The sequence below is a fragment of the Pseudomonas sp. USTB-Z genome (assembly GCF_019691255.1).
Taxonomy (GTDB): domain Bacteria; phylum Pseudomonadota; class Gammaproteobacteria; order Pseudomonadales; family Pseudomonadaceae; genus Aquipseudomonas; species Aquipseudomonas alloputida.
Genome location: NZ_JAECZP010000037.1, coordinates 1 through 17,813, shown reverse-complemented (window position 1 = coordinate 17,813; position 17,813 = coordinate 1). Strand labels below are relative to the sequence as shown.

Annotated in this window: 20 protein-coding genes; 8 read left to right on the top strand and 12 right to left on the bottom strand. The window is 62.2% G+C overall.

From position 1 onward, the window contains the following. Nucleotides 1–412 precede the first annotated feature (412 nt). The 4 genes from I8746_RS26390 (at nucleotide 413) to I8746_RS26375 (ending at nucleotide 2,215) form a co-directional block, all read left to right on the top strand. Nucleotides 413–817: a TraR/DksA family transcriptional regulator gene (locus tag I8746_RS26390; protein WP_003250099.1), complete on the top strand. Its 405-nt coding sequence runs from the start codon at nucleotides 413–415 to the stop codon at nucleotides 815–817. A gap of 177 nt (nucleotides 818–994) precedes the next feature. Beyond that, complete coding sequence (locus I8746_RS26385; protein ID WP_003250100.1) at nucleotides 995–1,189, top strand: hypothetical protein; 195 nt, start codon at nucleotides 995–997, stop codon at nucleotides 1,187–1,189. 346 nt (nucleotides 1,190–1,535) lie between these two features. Next, nucleotides 1,536–2,006: a hypothetical protein gene (locus I8746_RS26380; RefSeq protein ID WP_014591718.1), complete on the top strand. Its 471-nt coding sequence runs from the start codon at nucleotides 1,536–1,538 to the stop codon at nucleotides 2,004–2,006. Continuing rightward, nucleotides 2,003–2,215: a hypothetical protein gene (locus I8746_RS26375; protein WP_012053103.1), complete on the top strand. Its 213-nt coding sequence runs from the start codon at nucleotides 2,003–2,005 to the stop codon at nucleotides 2,213–2,215. The genes I8746_RS26380 and I8746_RS26375 overlap by 4 nt, the downstream gene beginning before the upstream one ends. Nucleotides 2,216–2,227: 12 nt before the next feature. On the opposite strand, the gene I8746_RS26370 is transcribed toward I8746_RS26375, so the two are convergent. The 7 genes from I8746_RS26370 to I8746_RS26340 form a co-directional block, all read right to left on the bottom strand. After that, nucleotides 2,228–2,593, bottom strand: coding sequence for a Na+/H+ antiporter subunit G (locus I8746_RS26370; protein WP_221101186.1), 366 nt, complete (start codon nucleotides 2,591–2,593; stop codon nucleotides 2,228–2,230). Then, the gene (locus I8746_RS26365) at nucleotides 2,590–2,868 is read right to left on the bottom strand and encodes a K+/H+ antiporter subunit F (protein ID WP_010953203.1); all 279 of its coding nucleotides are present in this window, start codon (nucleotides 2,866–2,868) and stop codon (nucleotides 2,590–2,592) included. The genes I8746_RS26370 and I8746_RS26365 overlap by 4 nt, the downstream gene beginning before the upstream one ends. Further along, on the bottom strand, nucleotides 2,865–3,353 hold the full coding sequence (locus I8746_RS26360) for a Na+/H+ antiporter subunit E (protein ID WP_221101185.1): 489 nt from the start codon (nucleotides 3,351–3,353) through the stop codon (nucleotides 2,865–2,867). Before I8746_RS26360 ends, I8746_RS26365 begins: the two co-directional genes overlap by 4 nt. Next, nucleotides 3,350–5,029 carry a monovalent cation/H+ antiporter subunit D gene (locus tag I8746_RS26355; protein WP_088513370.1) on the bottom strand — a complete coding sequence of 560 codons (1,680 nt, stop codon included), beginning with the start codon at nucleotides 5,027–5,029 and terminating at the stop codon, nucleotides 3,350–3,352. Before I8746_RS26355 ends, I8746_RS26360 begins: the two co-directional genes overlap by 4 nt. Further along, the gene (locus tag I8746_RS26350; protein WP_003250128.1) at nucleotides 5,026–5,370 is read right to left on the bottom strand and encodes a Na+/H+ antiporter subunit C; all 345 of its coding nucleotides are present in this window, start codon (nucleotides 5,368–5,370) and stop codon (nucleotides 5,026–5,028) included. Before I8746_RS26350 ends, I8746_RS26355 begins: the two co-directional genes overlap by 4 nt. Beyond that, a complete protein-coding gene (locus I8746_RS26345; protein ID WP_104887323.1) occupies nucleotides 5,370–8,285 on the bottom strand; it encodes a monovalent cation/H+ antiporter subunit A in 2,916 nt (971 codons plus the stop codon). The genes I8746_RS26350 and I8746_RS26345 overlap by 1 nt, the downstream gene beginning before the upstream one ends. Before the next feature lie 150 nt (nucleotides 8,286–8,435). Next, nucleotides 8,436–9,386 (bottom strand): DMT family transporter, encoded by a 951-nt coding sequence (locus I8746_RS26340; RefSeq protein WP_017147785.1) that lies wholly within the window; start codon nucleotides 9,384–9,386, stop codon nucleotides 8,436–8,438. Nucleotides 9,387–9,470: 84 nt separating this feature from the next. Between I8746_RS26340 and I8746_RS26335 the strand changes: the two genes are divergently transcribed. Beyond that, nucleotides 9,471–10,034: a helix-turn-helix domain-containing protein gene (locus tag I8746_RS26335; RefSeq protein WP_029611767.1), complete on the top strand. Its 564-nt coding sequence runs from the start codon at nucleotides 9,471–9,473 to the stop codon at nucleotides 10,032–10,034. A 48-nt stretch (nucleotides 10,035–10,082) separates the two neighbouring features. Here I8746_RS26335 and I8746_RS26330 read toward each other — a convergent pair whose 3' ends face one another. Then, nucleotides 10,083–10,631: a cysteine hydrolase family protein gene (locus tag I8746_RS26330; protein ID WP_003250137.1), complete on the bottom strand. Its 549-nt coding sequence runs from the start codon at nucleotides 10,629–10,631 to the stop codon at nucleotides 10,083–10,085. Between the two features lie 82 nt (nucleotides 10,632–10,713). On the opposite strand from I8746_RS26330, the gene I8746_RS26325 reads away from it, so the two are divergent. Together I8746_RS26325 and I8746_RS26320 are read left to right on the top strand one after the other, a co-directional pair. Beyond that, nucleotides 10,714–11,703, top strand: coding sequence for a GlxA family transcriptional regulator (locus I8746_RS26325; RefSeq protein WP_017147783.1), 990 nt, complete (start codon nucleotides 10,714–10,716; stop codon nucleotides 11,701–11,703). Between the two features lie 81 nt (nucleotides 11,704–11,784). Then, a complete protein-coding gene (locus tag I8746_RS26320; protein WP_014753863.1) occupies nucleotides 11,785–12,165 on the top strand; it encodes an antibiotic biosynthesis monooxygenase in 381 nt (126 codons plus the stop codon). On the opposite strand, the gene I8746_RS26315 is transcribed toward I8746_RS26320, so the two are convergent. Together I8746_RS26315 and I8746_RS26310 are read right to left on the bottom strand one after the other, a co-directional pair. Next, complete coding sequence (locus I8746_RS26315; RefSeq protein ID WP_012053095.1) at nucleotides 12,144–12,914, bottom strand: S9 family peptidase; 771 nt, start codon at nucleotides 12,912–12,914, stop codon at nucleotides 12,144–12,146. The two genes, I8746_RS26320 and I8746_RS26315, sit on opposite strands and share 22 nt — an antisense overlap. Next, on the bottom strand, nucleotides 12,898–14,016 hold the full coding sequence (locus I8746_RS26310; RefSeq protein ID WP_221101184.1) for a DUF3182 family protein: 1,119 nt from the start codon (nucleotides 14,014–14,016) through the stop codon (nucleotides 12,898–12,900). Before I8746_RS26310 ends, I8746_RS26315 begins: the two co-directional genes overlap by 17 nt. 220 nt (nucleotides 14,017–14,236) lie before the next feature. Here I8746_RS26310 and I8746_RS26305 point away from each other — a divergent pair, with 220 nt between their 5' ends. Further along, entirely contained in the window at nucleotides 14,237–16,045 is a 1,809-nt protein-coding gene (locus tag I8746_RS26305) for an aminopeptidase P family protein (RefSeq protein ID WP_221101183.1), read from the top strand. Between the two features lie 39 nt (nucleotides 16,046–16,084). On the opposite strand, the gene I8746_RS26300 is transcribed toward I8746_RS26305, so the two are convergent. Together I8746_RS26300 and rhtA are read right to left on the bottom strand one after the other, a co-directional pair. Further along, nucleotides 16,085–16,366, bottom strand: coding sequence for a hypothetical protein (locus I8746_RS26300; protein WP_012053092.1), 282 nt, complete (start codon nucleotides 16,364–16,366; stop codon nucleotides 16,085–16,087). Nucleotides 16,367–16,558: 192 nt separating this feature from the next. Then, nucleotides 16,559–17,446 carry a threonine/homoserine exporter RhtA gene (gene rhtA / locus I8746_RS26295; protein WP_012053090.1) on the bottom strand — a complete coding sequence of 296 codons (888 nt, stop codon included), beginning with the start codon at nucleotides 17,444–17,446 and terminating at the stop codon, nucleotides 16,559–16,561. Nucleotides 17,447–17,813: the final 367 nt, after the last annotated feature.

Sequence of the window (17,813 nt, the reverse complement as noted above, 5' to 3'; positions counted from 1 at the left end):
CTGGGGCCTCAGCGCTTGACGGGCATCCATGCCCGTCACCTGCCTCCGCAAGGCCTGCGTTCGGCCTCCTGAAGTCGCGAAGATCAAGATCAAGATCAAGATCAAGATCAACAGCAACAGCAACAGCAACAGCAACAGCAACAGCAACAGCAACAGCAACAGCAGGCGGATGGGCACTGCCAGAATCTCAGTTTACTGCTGGCCCAGCAGCTGAGCTGGGGTGCCGACCGGCGGATTGTGAGCAGTGGAAGCAAATTCGCACCCATTTGCAGTTGCTCCACGCGGCGTGGCGCCTTAGACTGCCGCCCCCTGTAAAAGAGTGCCGGTTGGCGCTTGAAGAATTCCGCTGGCGATGCATAGGCATCGACGGCACATGAATCGCCCAAATGCACATTTTTTCATAGAGAAATCGATGACCAAGGAACAGTTGCTGGCCATGTCGGCCGATGACTACATGAACGCCGACCAGCTTGCCTTCTTTACTGAGCTGCTGCAGGCGATGAAAGTCGAAACCCATGAACGCATCGAACTCAGCCGCACCACCATCGAAGGCCTGGACACCCCGTCAGACCCCGCCGACGTGGCTTCGGTCGAAGAAGAACGTAGCTGGCTGGTAAATGCCATCGACCGCGACCAGCGCCTGCTGCCACAGCTGGAAATGGCCCTGGACCGTATTGCCGACGAAAGCTTCGGCTGGTGCGATGACAGTGGTGAGCCCATCGGCCTGAAGCGCTTGCTGATCAGCCCGACCACCAAATACTGCATCGAAGCCCAGGAGCGCCACGAGCAGCTCGACCGCCACCAGCGTCAGGTATAACCCCGCGCGTGGTGCAAGCCCCTCGAAGCAATTCCTGGGGCTTTTTGCGTTTCTTGTCGATACCGTTTTTGTTACGCCTTACGAAACACTGATGTACCGGGATGCGCTGTTTCCGCGTCACTGTCGGGCGTATCATAGCTTTATCGTTAGGGTGCTAATTAAATTCCGGAGGGAATGATGAATAGCCGAGTCGATGTGGCTGTGATGATAGGGTCGGGTGTGCCGGCCACCTTGCAGGCGCTGGGCAAGCGCATTTGCTGGGTCGTGCTGGTCAATGGCGAGCGCCGCGGCACCGCCTTCGCCACGCGCGAAGAAGCGCTTGAGTGTCAGGCTGCCTGGCAACTGCAACTGAAGAAAGGCCTGGCTGCCTGAAAATGTTTATTGCCTCTCGACGGGTTTCGGTGTTTTCGGGCATATTTGTCCTACAGTAATGCGCACATGGATGCTAGGGCTTGTCTTCTTGCAGGCTCACGCCATTGGTTGCGATTTCTGGCGAGTGATTTCAGGCATCACGCTTCCCAAGCCGGGAATGAGCCAAACGCCTTCGGTTGAGGGCGAGTCTGGCAAACCAGAGTAAAGATTCCTGCACGCTGCATCGTCAGCGAGCACAGACATTTCGCATATCGCTTTATTACTCTTTTTGCCTATCGATAAGAAATGGCCGTGCCTCCCCGAGCTTGGGGTGAGGGCGGGTTGTAACCGGTTGAGGATTACTTCATTGGCAGTCAGCACACTTGATACGCATGCGTTGTTCGCCCTGGGCGACTTGCGCGGTAAATTGGCCCAACTGTTTCAGGGCCGCTTCATCTATGTCACCGAACAGAGTCCTGAAGGCCTGTACATGGCCGAAATCGACACCGAGAGTGCACTGGTGGTCGATGACAAGCAGCGCCTAGAACTGAAAGTCGGCGACCACTTTCGTGCTGCCGTTTTGCCCAGCCGCGAAGGTGGCAAGCTGGAAATGCGCTTTCGCGACATCAAGTTGAATGTGTATGGCGTGGGCGACTACGCCTTCGTTTCTGTGCCGGAAGGCGAGGGCATCGTGTTTCGTGAAGGCCATGGCGTGATGCTGGTATTCGCCGCGCAGCAGCAAGTGCAGGAAGGCCTGGGCAAGTTGCTTAAAGCAGTGACTGGCAAGGTCGCCAAATGGCGCAAGGGTGAACTGACCACCTTCAAGGCCAGTGAATGACCGACAGTCACGACGCACCAGCCTCGCGGGCCGAGTTTCATCGGCAGCACCAGGCAGATGCCGTGGCTGAGGCAGAACGTTTGCTGGCCGGACGTGAAAAGCTGCAGGGCGCCTGGTTGAGCTGGGTGGCGGCTGAGCTCTATCGCCTCAGCCCGCCGCCATATGCCGCCATGGTCCGGCGCGAGTTGCAGCGCCTCAGCCAAGGTTGAGACGGCAAACCTTCAATTGCCACGGTCTCGGCCGCTGCTGACCTCTTCAGGCACCGGCTCTTTCGACATGCGTTTGCGAAACAGCGCCGCCCGCGCCAGCAACAGCGTGGTTATCGGCACGGTGATCGACAGCAGGATCGGAATCAGCCACGCGTGTAGCACAGGGGTGCCCTTGAGCCACGAAAAGTAGATGATCGAGGCCAGCGCAACGCACCAGGCGCCAAGGGTCGAGGCCAGCGCTGGCGGGTGCATGCGCTGGAAGTAGTCCTTCAGGCGTACCAGGCCTATAGCACCGACCAGCGCGAACAGGCTGCCGGTGAGCAGTAGCGCGGCGGTGACCAGCTCCAGCCAGAAGGGCAGTACCAGGGCTTCGCTCATTCGATCACCTCACCGCGCAGCAGAAACTTGGCCAAGGCAAACGAGCCGACGAAACCAAACAGTGCAATCAGCAGGGCACCTTCGAAGTAGGTGTCACTGGCATAACGGATGCCCAGCACCAGCATGGTGAGCATCGCCAGGATGTACAGGTAGTCCAGGGCCAGCACGCGGTCTTGGGCGGACGGGCCACGGAACAGCCGGATCAGCGCCAGGCTCATGGCCAGGGCGAAGATGAACAGGCTGGCGAGGACGGCATTGGCGAGCAGGCCTGTCATTGGAAAATCTCCATAAGCGGGCGTTCGTAAGTGTCCTTGAAGTGCTGTATGAAGGCCGCTTCATCGTCCAGCTCAAACACATGCAGCAACAGCACACTGCGGTCCAGTGCCAGTTCGGACCAGACTGTGCCAGGCACCACCGTGGTGATCATCGACAGCGCTGCCAGCCCGTGGGGGTCACGCAGTGCCAATGGTATGTGAACGAACGCAGAGCGTGGCGGCTGCTTGCCGGCCCGCAGCACACCACGGGCCACCAGCAGGTTGGAGCTGATCACATCGATACCGACCCGGCCAATCAGGCGGGCGATGGCCAGGGGGCGCCGTACGTGTGCATGCTGCGGGCGCAGGGGCGCCATCAACAGTGGCGCCAGTATGCCAAGTGCGGCGCCCAGCAGCAGGTTGCCAGGGCTGACCGAGAGGTTCAGCAGCAGCCACAGGCCGAACAGCGAGACCGATAGCAGTGGGGCGGGGAACAGTCGGTTCATGGCTGCACCTGTGCGTCGCGCGAGGTGGGGCCAGGAATCGGCCGGGCGGCCATCACAGCGTCGATATAGGCATCGGGGGCCTGCAGGCTGGCGGCAGTGTCCTGGGTGTAGCGCAGCAACGGCTCGGCCTTGAGGCTGAGGATGAGGCACAGGCCGAGCAGGATGACAATGGGCAGGCATTCATAGCGCCGCAGGACCGGGGACGGACGCTCTTCGGGCTTCCAGAAACGCTGGATGCCGACGCGGCCGAAGGCGATCAGCGAGGCCATGCCGGATAGGATCAGCAACACCACCAGGCCCCAGCCGGCGGCACTCAGGGGCTGCTTGGCCGGTACGCCGAGGCCCAGTGGATTGAACAGCGCACTGATCAGGTTGAGCTTGCCGACAAAGCCCGACAGCGGCGGCATGCCGATGATCAGTAGTGCACAGGCGATGAAGCTGAGGCCGAGGAAGGCCATGGTCCACGGGATGATCTGGCCGATTACCACCTGCTGTTCATCGTCGAGGTTGATGCCCTTGGGCGGGTGCAGCGATTCCAGTGGCGGCGGCATGGCGTCTTCTTCTTCGTCCAGCGGCGCTTCATTGGCCGAGCGCGAGCGTTCGACCAGTTCGGCGAGCAGGAACAGTGCGCACAGCGCAAGGGTCGAGTTGACCAGATAGAACAGCGCCGCGCCGGTCAGAGCCGCCTGGGCAAAACCCACCGCACCCAGCAGCGTGCCGGCCGAGACCAGGATACTGAGTGCCGCCATACGCTCCAGGCGCTGTGCCGCCAGGATTGATACCGCTGCCACCGCCAGGGTAACCAGGCCGCCGTAAACCAGCCATTCGCCGCCGAAATGTGCCGAGGCCCCGGCCTGCCCGGAGAACAGTAACGTCCACAGGCGCAGCACGGCGTACAGGCCGACTTTGGTCATGATGGCGAACAGTGCAGCCACCGGCGCGCTGGCAGACGCGTAAGCTGGCACCAGCCAGAAGTTCAGCGGCCAGATACCGGCCTTGACCAGGAAGGCCATGGCCAGGATTGCCGCGCCGGCATGCAGCAGGCCACGGTCGGCCTCCGGTACCAGTGGAATCTTAAGCGCCAGGTCCGCCATGTTCAGGGTGCCGGTCACGCCATACAGCATCGCTGCGCCGATCAGGAACAGCGACGAGGCGAACAGGTTGATAGCGATGTAGTGCAGGCCGGCGCGCACCCGCGCACGCCCCGAACCATGTAGCAGCAGGCCATAGGAGGCGGCCAGCAGCACTTCGAAGAAGACGAACAGGTTGAACAGGTCGGCGGTGAGGAAGGCGCCGTACAGCCCCATCAGCTGGATCTGGAACAGCGCATGGAAGCTGGCCCCTGCACCGTCCCAGCGGGCACGGGCAAATAGCAGTGCGCTGAAACCGATGACCCCGGTCAGGGTCAGCAAGAGCGCGGACAGGTGGTCCACCACCAGCACGATGCCAAACGGCGCTGGCCAGTTGCCCGGCAGGTACACGCCGATCGACGCTGCCTGGCCCTGGGTGCGCACCCACAGCAGCAGACAGACCGCGATCAACAGGCCGGAGAAGGTAGACAGCAGGTTCAGCCTGGCCTTGATGTGCCTGTGCTTTTCACCCAGCAGCAACATCATCGCCGCCGTAATCAGCGGCAGCAGGATGGGGGCGACAATCAGTTGACTGATATCACTCATTCGTCACGCTCCCGGCCGTCCACGTGGTCGGTACCGGTCAGGCCGCGCGAGGCCAGCAGCACCACCAGGAACAGCGCGGTCATGGCGAAACTGATGACGATGGCGGTGAGCACCAGTGCCTGTGGCAGCGGGTCGGTGTAATGCAACAGGTCCTGGGTAACACCATCCTTGATGATTGGTTCCTTGCCGATGAACAGGCTGCCCATGCTGAAGATGAACAGGTTGACCCCGTAAGAAAGCAGGCACAGGCCCATGATCACCTGGTAGGTACGCGGGCGCAGGATCAGCCACACTCCGGAGGCAGCCAGCACGCCGATGGCGACTGCAATCACTTCTTCCATCAGGCGGCTCCTGCTTGGCTGGTTTTTGCCGGGTTGCCCGGGCGGTAGGCGCGCACCGACTGGTGCGCCAGGGCCGTGAGGATCAGCAGGGTCGAGCCGACCACGACGGTGTATACGCCAATATCGAAGAACAGCGCGCTGGCCACGTGCACATCACCCAGCAACGGCAGGTGCAAGTGGGCGGTATGGGTGGTGAGGAACGGGTAACCCAGCAGCATGGCGCCGACGCCGGTCAGGGTCGCGCACAGCAGCCCGGTACCCATCCAGCGCAGCGGCCGCAGGCTCATCTGCGCCTCGACCCACTGGGTGCCGGCCACCATGTACTGGAGGATGAACGCCACCGACATGACCAAGCCAGCGACAAACCCGCCACCGGGCTGGTTGTGCCCGCGCATGAACAGGTACATCGACACCAGCAAGGCGATCGGCAGCAGCAGGCGCACCAGCGCTGCCGGCACCATCATGAAGCCCAGCGCGGTATCGGTGGCATGCCGCGGGTTGATCAGGTCGGTGACTACGTCCGGCGCCAGCTGGCGTTGTTGCGCCGGCAGCTGCATGCTCTCTTTTGGAGGACGGAAGCGCCGTAGCAGGGCGAACACCGTCAGTGCCACAGCCACCAACACGGTGATTTCACCGAGGGTATCGAAGCCGCGGAAGTCGACCAGCATGACATTGACCACATTGGTGCCGCCGCCCTGAGGCAACGCACGGCTCAAATAGAACGAGGAAATGTCGTTGGGCGTGGGTCGGGTCAGCATGGCGTACGACAGCACGGCCATGCCGCCACCCACCAGCACGGCCAGCAGCAAGTCGCGCAGGCGGCGCATGCGCGCGCGCTCCAGGCTACCCGGCAGCGGTGACACGCCTTCGATACGCCGTGGCAGCCAGCGCAGGCCGAGCAGGATCAGCACGGTGGTGACCACTTCCACCACCAACTGGGTCAGTGCCAGGTCGGGCGCAGAGAACCAGACGAAGGTGATGCAGGTCATCAGGCCGCAGACGCTGACCATGATCAGTGCCGCCAGGCGGTGGTACTTGGCCTGGTAGGCGGCGCCGATGGCGCAGGCAATGGCGATCAGCCACAGGGCGACGAATACACCGGAACCCGGAATCTTCGGGCGATCACCCCAGCTCAGGCCGCTATTGAGCATCGGCGTGAGGCCCGCGAGGAACGCGGCGAATACCAGCATGAACAGCTGCGACTGCAGCCGCCGGGTGGTGAACAGGCGTTCGATGCGACGCGCCAGCAACATCAGGTGAACCTGGCCGTGCTCGAACAGCCGCTTGCCATTGAAGCGCTCGATCACGGGCGGGTAGGGGAAGCGACCCAGGCGCAGTTGTTTGCGCAGCAACAGGTACAGGACGATGCCGCCGCTCATGGCGACCAGGCTCATGATCATCGGCGCGTTCCAGCCATGCCAGATGGCCAGGCTGTATTCCGGCAGGGTGCCGCCAACCACCGGCAGGGCCGCAGCGGCCAACAGGGGGCCGACCGACTGTGTGGGGAAGATGCCCACGACCAGGCACGTGAGCACCAGCAGTTCCACCGGAGCACGCATCCAGCGTGGCGGCTCGTGCGGGGTATGGGGCAGGTCCTGGGCCGTCGGCCCGAAGAACACATCGACGGTAAAGCGCAGGGCATACGCCACGCTGAAGGTGCCGGCCAGGGTGGCGATCACCGGCAGCGTGGCCTCGACCCAGGCGGTGGAGCTGATGAATACCGTTTCGGCGAAGAACATTTCCTTCGACAGGAAGCCGTTCATCAGCGGCACGCCGGCCATCGAGGCGCTGGCGACCATGGCCAGGGTCGCGGTGTAGGGCACCAGGCGGATCAGGCCGCTGAGGCGGCGAATGTCACGGGTGCCGCTCTCGTGGTCGATGATGCCGGCGGCCATGAACAGCGAGGCCTTGAAGGTGGCATGGTTGAGAATGTGGAATACCGCGGCGACGGCAGCCAGCGGGCTGTTAAGGCCCAGCAGCAGGGTAATCAGGCCCAGGTGGCTGATGGTCGAATAGGCCAGCAGGCCCTTGAGGTCATTTTGGAACATGGCGGCGAAAGCGCCGAGCAGCAGGGTGAGGGCGCCGGCACCGCCGACGATCCAGAACCACTCCTCGCTACCGGAGAGTACCGGCCACAGGCGTGCCAGCAGGAACACCCCGGCCTTGACCATGGTGGCCGAATGCAAATAGGCCGACACCGGTGTGGGCGCTGCCATGGCGTGGGGCAGCCAGAACTGGAAGGGAAACTGTGCGCTCTTGGTCAGGGCGCCGATGAGTATCAGGGGCAGCAGCACCGGGTAAAGCGCATGCTGGCGGATGGTATGCCCGGCAGCCAGGACCTTGTCCAGGTCATAGCTGCCGACCACATGGCCGAGCAGCAGGGCCCCTACCAGCAGGCACAAGCCGCCTGCACCGGTTACCATCAGCGCCATGTAGGCGCCGCGACGGGCGTCGGCGCGGTGGTGCCAGTAGCCGATCAGCAGGAAGGAGAACAGGCTGGTCAGTTCCCAGAAGAACACCAGTTGGATCAGGTTGCCGGAGATGACCAGGCCGAGCATGGCGCCCATGAAGGCCAGGAAGAACGCGAAGAAGCGTGGTACCGGGTCTTGCGGTGACATGTAGTAGCGCGCATACAGCGATACCAGCGTGCCAATGCCCAGTACCAGCAACGAGAACAGCCAGGCAAAGCCGTCCATGCGCAACACCAGGTTCAGCCCCAGGCTGGGTAACCACAGGAACTCTTCGCGAATGACGCCACCATGGGCAATCTGAGGGTACAGAAGTGCTACCTGGACGGTGCCGACCAGGGCTACGAGCCCGGCAAGAATGGACTCGGCGTTACGTGCGTTGTGCGGCAGCACAGCTGCCAGGCAACTGCCCACGAACGGCAGAAGCAATAGCACTATCAAGGACATAGCGGCCTATTCTGGAGAAGTTTGCAAAGAATCATACGTGCCGAGGTGTTTATCACCAACACGCAAGCTGTCGCAGAATCCTACAAACCGGCTGTGACAAGCGGTTTTTTTATAACAGTTTTTTACAAAGAATAGCCGCTGTTGACTGTTTTACAGCCCCGCCTGGCCTTCGCCAGGGTTCTGCACATCACGTGTTTCGACGGTTTCGAGAGGGCGCCGCACCTTGAGTTCACTGACCACCACGGCAACCACGATCAGCAGGCCGCCGAGTAGCGCCACGCCAGGCAGGCGCTCGCCAGCCAGACGCCCGACGATGCCGGCCCACACCGGTTCACCGGCATAGATGAGTGTGGCGCGGGTAGGCGAGACCGACTTCTGTGCCCAGTTCATTGCCACTTGGATCACCGCACTCATTGCGCCCAGGCCCACTGCGCTGGCAAGCAACAGCCAGGAGAAGTCGGGGAGGCGCTCCTGGGTCGGCACGATCATGAGAAACGCCAGCAGCGATGCGGTCGCAAGTTGTACCACCGTAACCCGGCGCACATCGACCTGACCGGCGTAGCGGCTGATCAGAATGATTTCACCGGCGATGGCCACGGCGCTGATCAGGGTGACCAGTTCGCCCTCGCTGAAACGCAGGCTGCCGCCTTCCGGCCCGGCCAGCAGCATCAGGCCGATGAATGCCAGGCAGATACCCATGCTGGGCATCAGGCCAGGCCGCCGCCCCAGCACCAGCCACTGCAGCAGCGGCACGAACGGGACGTACAGCGCAGTGATGAACGCTGACTGGCTGCTGCTGATGGTTTGCAGGCCCATGGTCTGCAGGCCATAGCCGAGCATGATCGACACGCCGATCAGCATGCCGGCCTTCAGTTCGGTGAAGGTCAGGCCGGGCAGCGCTCGCGCCGAGACCACACCAACGAACAGCGCGGCTGCCGCAAAACGCAGGCCGACGAAGAACATCGGGCCGCTGACGGTCATTACGTTATGCACCAACAGGAAAGTGCCGCCCCACAACATGGTGATGAATACCAGCACCAGTTCGGCCTTGCTCAGGCGGAAGGTGACGGCAGGGGTAGGCTTGCTGCTGGGCTGATTCATGGTCTTGCACACTCGGAAAGGGCGGCGCACAATCGCCGCAAAAGTGGGCAGTATACTGCGCAATCTTGACCAGTGAGCAATATAGTGCACAAGGATTCTTCGCACCGGGCATCGGTGCTGCAACATGTCAGCCTCAATGTGCGCAGTCTGCGCAACGCCGCCGGCTTGAGTCAGGCGGCGCTGGCCGAGCGTTCAGGGGTCAGCCGGCGCATGCTGGTCGCGATCGAGGCGGGCGAGAAGAATGTCAGCCTGACCACATTGGACCTGATTGCCGAAGCCTTGGGCGTGGCTTTCAGTAACCTGATCCAGGCGCCAGACCTGCGCGACCCCGGGCGCATTGAAGAGCTGGCGTGGGCTGGCGAACACCCGCAGAGCCGAGCGGTGTTGCTGGGCACCAGCCCGGCAAGGCGCGAGGTGGAACTTTGGGAATGGACCCTGGCACCGGGGGAGTGCTATCACAGTGAGGCCGATGCCGAAGGCTGGAGCGAGCAGATTTATGTGGTCGATGGGCAGCTGACGCTGATCATCGAAGAGGTCGAGCATCGCTTGCAGGTGGGGCAGTTCCATGTGTTCCCCAGCAACTGCCGGTATGCCTACCGTAACGATGGCGTGGTGGCTGTTCGGTTTGTGCGCAATGTGGCGATTTGAGGCTGCAGGCTTTGGGGCTGCTGTGCAACCCCAAAGGTCTCAAGCCGATCAGCTTTTCAGCAGCTCGTCGGTCTTCACCACATTGGCATAGGCAAACGCCAACGCCGCCATCGCCGAATCGTGCACATGAGCCGCCGGCACCTGCTTGCCGTCGAACGCCAGGGGCAGGGTTGCGCAGGCATCGTGCGCCACAGTCACTTGATAGCCCAGGTCGGCTGCAGCCCGGGTGGCGGCGTCAATGCACATGTGGCTCATGCTGCCGACGATGGTCAGCGCCTCGACGCCATGCCGGTCCAGCGTGTGCTCTAGATCGGTACCGAGGAAGGCGTTGACCTTGTGCTTGAGCACCACCGGCTCGCTCGGCAATGGCTCGACCTTGGCGTGGATGGCCGCACCCTGCGAGCCGGGGGCAAAGAAGGGTGCATCGGCAGTGTCGAACTCATGCCGTACATGGACCACCAGGTCGCCGCGCTGGCGTGCGGCTGCCAGCAGGCGGGCGGCGTTGTCGGCCGCCTGGTCGGCGCCATCGAGGGGCCACTTGCCGCCCGGGAAGTAGTCGTTCTGGATGTCGATGATGATCAGTGCCTGCTTGCTCATGCTGCCTCCTGTGGCAGTAGTCGTCGAGAGACGTTAGTTATAGGCTGTGTTCACTCACCTGAGGATTGGCGCGAACGACACTATGCGGGCAAAAACTGACACCGGCGCTAACCTGGATATCGGCTTGCTGCTATACCCCGGCGTGCAGCGCGCCGCTGTGCATGGCCTGGCCGACCTGTTCCTGGTGGCCAACCGGGTTGCGGCCGAGCTGGGGGCCGTCGAGCTGCCGCACATTCGCGTCAGTTGCTGGCAGGCAGATGAGGCGGGGCAGTTGTTGCCTGCGCCGGATAACTCAGCTGTCACCGTGCCGGGCCTGCGCGTCCTGATCATTCCGCCAAGCCTGGAGTCAGCTCCGCAAGCCGAGTTGCTCGAACGTCATCGCGCGCCGCTGTGCCTGCTGCACGGGCGTGGTACGGTGCTGGCGTCGGTATGCATCGGTGTATTTTTCATTGCCGCCAGCGGTTTGCTCGACGGGCGCCCGGCCTGCACGCACTGGAATTATGTGCATGCGCTTGCCCAGCGCTTCCCCAGGGTGCGGGTAGAGGCCCAGCAGCCGTTGCTGGATGACGGCGACATCGTGACCTCGGCAGGGTTGATGGCCTGGACGGACCTCGGCTTGCGCTTGCTGGAGCGCTTTTTGGGGGCGACGGTGGCTCAGGAGACCGCTCGCTATCTGGCCGTCGATCCGGTCGCGGCGCCGCTGCCCGGCGCTGTGTTCAACCCGCGCCTGGACCACGGCGACGAGGCCGTGTTGAAGGTGCAGCACTGGTTGCAGGGCAATGGCGGGCAGGATGCTGACCTGGCCACGATGGCGGCCTGCGCGGGGCTGGAGGCGCGCACTTTCTTGCGGCGCTTTCGTGCCGCTACCGGGCTGCGCCCGACCGAGTATTGCCAGCAGGTGAGGGTGGGGCGTGCATGCCGCTTGCTGGAGTTTACCCGGCGCAACGTCGAACAGATCGCGTGGGGTGTCGGCTATCAGGATCCGGGCGCGTTTCGCAAGGTATTCCAGCGTGTCACCGGCCTTACCCCGAGTGACTATCGGCGGCGGTTTGCGGTATCCGGCCAGGGATAGAAACCACTTGACCTTGACTTTGCTTGAGGTTTTACCCTGCTCGGCATCGCGCTGCATGCGTACGTAGCCAGGAGACTGTCGATGTTGGCATCACCTCATGCCTTGTGGTTTACCCAGATGATCGAATACGAAGTGCCCAGTATGTGCCAGCAAGCGTTGGCTCAGGCCCTGGTGGCGCGTAGTGAAGCGTTGGCTGCGCGTTGCGAAGGGCTGCAGGGTGTGAGCATCCAGGCCAGCGACGATGGCAGCCGGGTGTTGCAGTACTTGCAATGGCAGTCACGCCAGGCCTGGGCGGCGGCGGCCGTGCACTTCATCGAGGAATCCTTTCTTGACCTGCTGGGCCAGCATCAGGCACGCGGCGTCAACTTCGCCGCCTACCAGGCCCTGCGCAGCCTGGTGCGCGGCGACGATGGCGTCCTGCATTGCCAGGTGGGCGGTCCTCAGGCATACCAAGGTGCGTAGTGCGGGTAGCGATCCAGGCGGGCACCTATGACCATTTCGCTGATCCATGCCGCCAGGAGCGAGCTGTACGCTTTCTGGCTCTCTTCACTGGACAGTGCGTGGTCGGCGCCGTCGACGATGCGATGGGTGAGCGAGTGGGCGTTGACGAACGCCGAGCGGTAGTTCATCAAGGTACTGTGCGGCACGTAGTCATCCTGCTCTGACTCAACCAGCAGCACATCCCCGCCGAATTCGGCGCACGCGGCCAGCGCGCGGTTGTCGGCCGGGCCCAGGTGGCGTTGGCGATAGGCATTCAGGCGTTGACGGTCAAGGGTTTGCTTCGGGGTGCCCCATTCGTCATCCCAGTACATGGCAGGTACCCGCAGGGCCAGCCATCTGACCGGCCGTTCGCGGGTCAGCAGAGTCGCCAGGTAACCGCCATAGCTGCTGCCGATAATGGCGATGGCGCTGCTGTCCACAGCCGGGTGGCTGACCAGTCGATCGTAAGCCACCAGCAAGTCCTGCAGGTTTTGTTCACGGGTGACCGTGAGGCGTTGGCTTTCGGTCTTTTCGTGACCGCGCAGGTCGAAGGTCATGCACACGCATCCCAATCCGGTGATATGCCGGGCGCGGGCCAGGTCACGTTGCTGGCTGCCGCCCCAGCCGTGTACGAAGAGAATGCCCGGCATTTTGGTGCCCGGGCTGACCAAGGTGCCGGCGATGCGGTCATTCTCGACCTGCAGTTCAACGGTTTCACTCTGAATGGCCATGTTCGCGAATCCGCGCAAATTTACTGAGTTGTCCGAGTTCACTGTCGTTTCCTTGGTAAAAGAGGGTGGCGTCAGTGGGCAGGTCGGGGTTGCCGAATACTTCGTGGGTGGAGGCACGCACCCGTTGCAATGCGGGGTCATCGGCAAATGCCTGCAGGGCCAACAGTTCGGCAGTGCTGGCACCACCCAGGCGCCAGGATTGTTCGAGCACCCCGCTGCACAGATGGCCCGAAGGGCTGGTGCCGCGGGCGATGTCATAGTTGCGACGAGAGGCGACAAAGCCCGGGAAGTGTTGCTCGGCGGCTTGTTCGTAAACCATGGCCTGGTTGATGGCAAGGCGCAGGTGGTCTTCCAGTGGGAGCTGTAGCAACGCCTGATAGTCGCCACGTACCACCACCAGGTCAGAACCGCCGTAGACCTCGGTGCCCTGATGGTCACGTGTCAGTTGCTGGGTGCCATAGTAGCTGCAGGTCAAGCCGGCGACGCGCACCTGGCCGACGCTGAAGGTTTGCACCTGGCTCAGGTCTTCTTCGAGCACCAGGCCCCACAGCGCCAACGTTTGGTCATCCATACCGGCCAGCAGAGGCTCCAGGGCGTCTGCAGTGGTGATGACCTGTTGCCCACGTCCTGCGCAAGCCAGTACCGGTTTGACCCTCAGCGGGCCGTCGAGCAGCAGCAACTGTGCGGCAGTGCGAGCGTCGGCTTTGCTGAACACGGTGTAGCCGCGCAGCAGCGCATCGCTGGCCTGTCGGGCAAAGGCGTCGGTCCAGCCCGGCGGGAAGCTGGCCTCGGCGGGTAACGGGTGAGAGATCGCCTTGGTTGCCATGTAGGGGTGCGGCACCATGCCGCCAAATAGGTCCTGTTCGCTGCAAATACCCAAGGCGGCATATCGCCTGGGGTCGATCAGGGTCTCGGTTGGCAGATAATAGTAGGCATCGGCAGCATCTGGCGGCTGCATGGGCTGTATAAGTGGGCAGCCCAGCAAACGTGCCAGGCCTTCGGCAAGCTTGAGATGAACGCCGTGCTCGTGTTCCGGCGTGTGGTCGCGGGTGTCAAGCAACACCACGCCGGCTTTCGGTTCGATGGCACTGGGCATGGTCATTTGCCTGTGTGCAATGAGTGTACTGTGTGTGAAGCCGGTGTCTTGGGTAAGTTCAGGGGAACTTGATCGGTGGTCCTGGTCCTGTTGTAGGAAGCGTCCTATTGGCACAGGGCGTGGTGGGCAATGCATGCCGTATCTTGGTCGTCGCGATTGCAGCGCCCTGGTGGCTGTTCCATTATCGGCCTATTGGATCAACCGTTATGAAGTCGCAGGAGAGCGCATGAACGTCCAGACCACCCTTGAGCAAAGCGTGCCGCAGCGACTGGTGCACGTGCGCCAAGCCATGGCGGCAGCGGGCATCGATGCCTTGCTGGTACCCTCGGCCGACCCCCATCTTTCCGAATACCTGCCCGGTTACTGGCAGGGGCGCCAGTGGCTTTCGGGGTTCCAGGGCTCGGTCGGTACGCTGGTGGTGACGCCTGGGTTTGCCGGGCTGTGGGTCGATAGCCGCTACTGGGAGCAGGCAGCTCAGGAGCTGGAGGGCAGCGGCATCGAACTGATGAAACTGTTGCCGGGCAAACCCGGAGCGTTGGAATGGTTGGGCGAAAACGTCGAGCCCAACGGTCGCGTGGCAGTGGATGGTGCGGTCATGGCCCTGGCTTCGGCGCGCCAGCTGGCCGAGCGGCTGAAGGCGCGTGGAGCGCAGCTGGTAACAGACATGGACCTGCTGGGTCAGGTCTGGGACGGGCGCCCGGCGCTGCCAGGTAACCCGGTGTACCAGCACCTGCCGCCCCACGCCACGGTGAGCCGGGCGGAAAAGCTCGCGCAATTGCGCCAGGGCATCCAGGCCAAGGGTGCCGACTGGCACTTCATCGCTACCCTGGATGACATTGCCTGGCTGTTCAACCTGCGCGGCAGCGATGTCTCCTACAATCCGGTTTTCCTGGCCTTTGCCCTGATCAATCAGCAGCAGGCCATCCTGTTCGTGGGCCAGGACAAGGTGGACGAGCACCTGCGTCATGTGCTGGAGGTCGACGGCATCGAGGTGCGCGACTACAGCGAAGCAGGCAAGGCGCTTGGCACCGTTCCTGCGGGGGCGCGGCTGCTGGTGGACCCGGCCCGGGTCACCTGCGGCCTGCTGGACAACCTGGCGGCAGAGGTGGTGGTTGTCGAGGGGCTCAACCCCTCCACGCTGAGCAAGTCCTGCAAGGGTGACGACGACCTGGTGCATATTCGCCACGTCATGGAGCAGGACGGCGCAGCCTTGTGCGAGTTTTTCGCCTGGTTCGAGGCGAACCTCGGCCGGGAGGTCATTACGGAGCTGACGGTTGACGAGCAATTGAGTGCCGCGCGTGCTCGACGCCCTGATTTCGTGTCACTGAGCTTTTCTACCATTGCCGCCTTCAATGGCAATGGCGCGATGCCACACTACCGTGCCACCGAGCAGTCGCATGCGCTCATCGAGGGCAATGGCTTGCTGCTGATCGACTCGGGCGGTCAATACCTGGGCGGCACTACCGACATCACCCGCATGGTGCCGGTCGGTAACCCCAGTCAGGCACAGAAGCAGGACTGCACCCGTGTACTCAAGGGCATGATTGCCCTGTCGCGTGCCACGTTCCCGCGAGGGGTACTGTCGCCGATGCTCGACGCCATTGCCCGGGCTCCGATCTGGGCTGACCAGGTCGACTATGGCCATGGTACCGGCCACGGGGTGGGCTACTTCATGAACGTGCACGAGGGGCCTCAAGTAATTGCCTACCAGGCGGCACCCGCACCGCAGACGGCCATGCAAGCGGGCATGATCAGCTCGATCGAGCCGGGTACGTACCGCCCGGGGCAGTGGGGCGTTCGCATCGAGAACCTGGTGGTCAACCGCGAAGCGGGGAGGAGTGCCTTTGGCGACTTCCTGCAATTCGAGACCTTGACGCTGTGCCCTATCGACACCCGCTGTCTGTTGCGCGAGTTGCTGACCAAGGAAGAGGTGGAGTGGCTGAACGGCTATCACGCCCGCGTACGTGAGCGCCTGGCGCCCTTGCTCCAAGGGGATGCGCTTGCCTGGTTGGAGGTGCGTACTGCACCGCTGTAACGCAGATGAAAAAGGGCAGTTTACGAGCTGCCCTTTACTCTATTTACAGATGACGATCATGCTACGGCTGGTGTAACCCGCCGGGTTGATGCCAAACAAGTAGTCACCGGCTTCTTCATCGCTATCGCCCGAGCGCGCAACAACCCGGTAGCCACGCGTGCTGCAGGAACTTGCGGCCTTGCTGTAGCAATTGTCCCACGAGGAAGAAAGGCCGGAGCAATTGATATGCAGGCCCTTCTTGCCCCTTTTGACCTCGGTCTTGGCTGTGGCGGCACATCCAGCAATAGCCAAGATGGCCAGGATGAGAAAAATTTGTTTCATTCCTGTCCTTAAATGCAGGGCAAATCAGTTGTCACGACCCTGTCGTTGTCGCTTCGGTTCTTCCTGAACCTTCCCCCAGCGTCCGTGTTCGGCCCAGTAGATAGCGTAAAGATGATGATTCTGTGACAGCTTAATCAGCGAGGCGGGCTGCTACAATCACTAATCCTTTCTCAAATGAAAATATTTCTCATATCAGTCTGCTGCGATGGCCGGGCTGGGTGCCTTGCGCATGGACAGGGTGGTGCCGACCGAGGCGGTAATGATTGCCAGAATCGCCAGCCATTGAGTAAGCGTCAGCACCTCGCCGAGGAAAAGCAGGCCGGACAATGCGCCAAATGCCGGTTCGATGCTCATCAGGGTGCCGAACGTGCGCGCCGGGATGCGCGTGAGGGCAACCATTTCCAGGCTGTATGGCAGGGCGGTGGACAGTATTGCAACGGCCAACGCCATGGGGATTACGGCAGGTGTGAGCAGAGCGCTACCGGCGTGGGCGATACCGATGGGGGCGACGAACAGGGCTGCGACTACCACCCCCAGGGCCGCGCTCTGGATGCCGTGCTCGGCCCCTGCACGTTGTCCGAACAGGATGTACAGCGCCCAGCACACACCCGCCCCCAGTGCATAGGCGGCGCCTACTGGGTCGAGTGCCTGGCCGCTGTGACCTGCTGGCAGCAACAGCAACAGCCCAGCGATGGCGAGGGCGATCCACAGGAAATCGATCGGTCGGCGCGAGGAGAAGATCGCCACGGCCAACGGGCCGGTGAATTCCAGGGCCACGGCGATACCGATGGGTACCGTTTGCAGGGCCATATAGAAGAGGAAGTTCATGCCGCCCAGTGCCATGCCGTAGATGACCACGTTGCGCAACGTGTTGGCGGTCATGCGTACCCGCCACGGGCGCAATATAAGCAGCATGATGATGCTGGCGAAGATCAGGCGCAGGGTGGTGGTGCCTTGTGCGCCGATGATGGGGAACATGCTTTTGGCCAGAGAGGCGCCGGACTGAATCGATGCCATGGCGATAAGCAGTAGGCCGATCGGGAAGAGGGTGGCGGCCAGGCTGCGGGGCTGGGTGTTCATTTAGGTGCGGCAATCCTTTGGCGAGGGAGGTGGTGAGCAATATAGTGCGCAATTGGTGGGGTGGGTGGTAGCCCTCAAGTGGCTTTGCCAGAAATATTTCAAATCATTGAAATTAAAGGTTGACCTTCTCGATGACCTCCCTATAATGCGCACCACTCCAACGCGGTAGCGAAGCAAAGCTAGCCACTGTGTTGAGTCAAGTGTTTGAAGCTAAACGAGTTTCTCGCAAAAACTTCAAAATAAACGCTTGACAGGTTCTGAGGAAAGCGTAGAATGCGCGCCTCGGTTGAGGCGAAAAGCTCTTAACCAAACGCTCTTTAACAAATCGAATCAAGCAATTCGTGTGGGTGCTTGTGAGTACGGACTG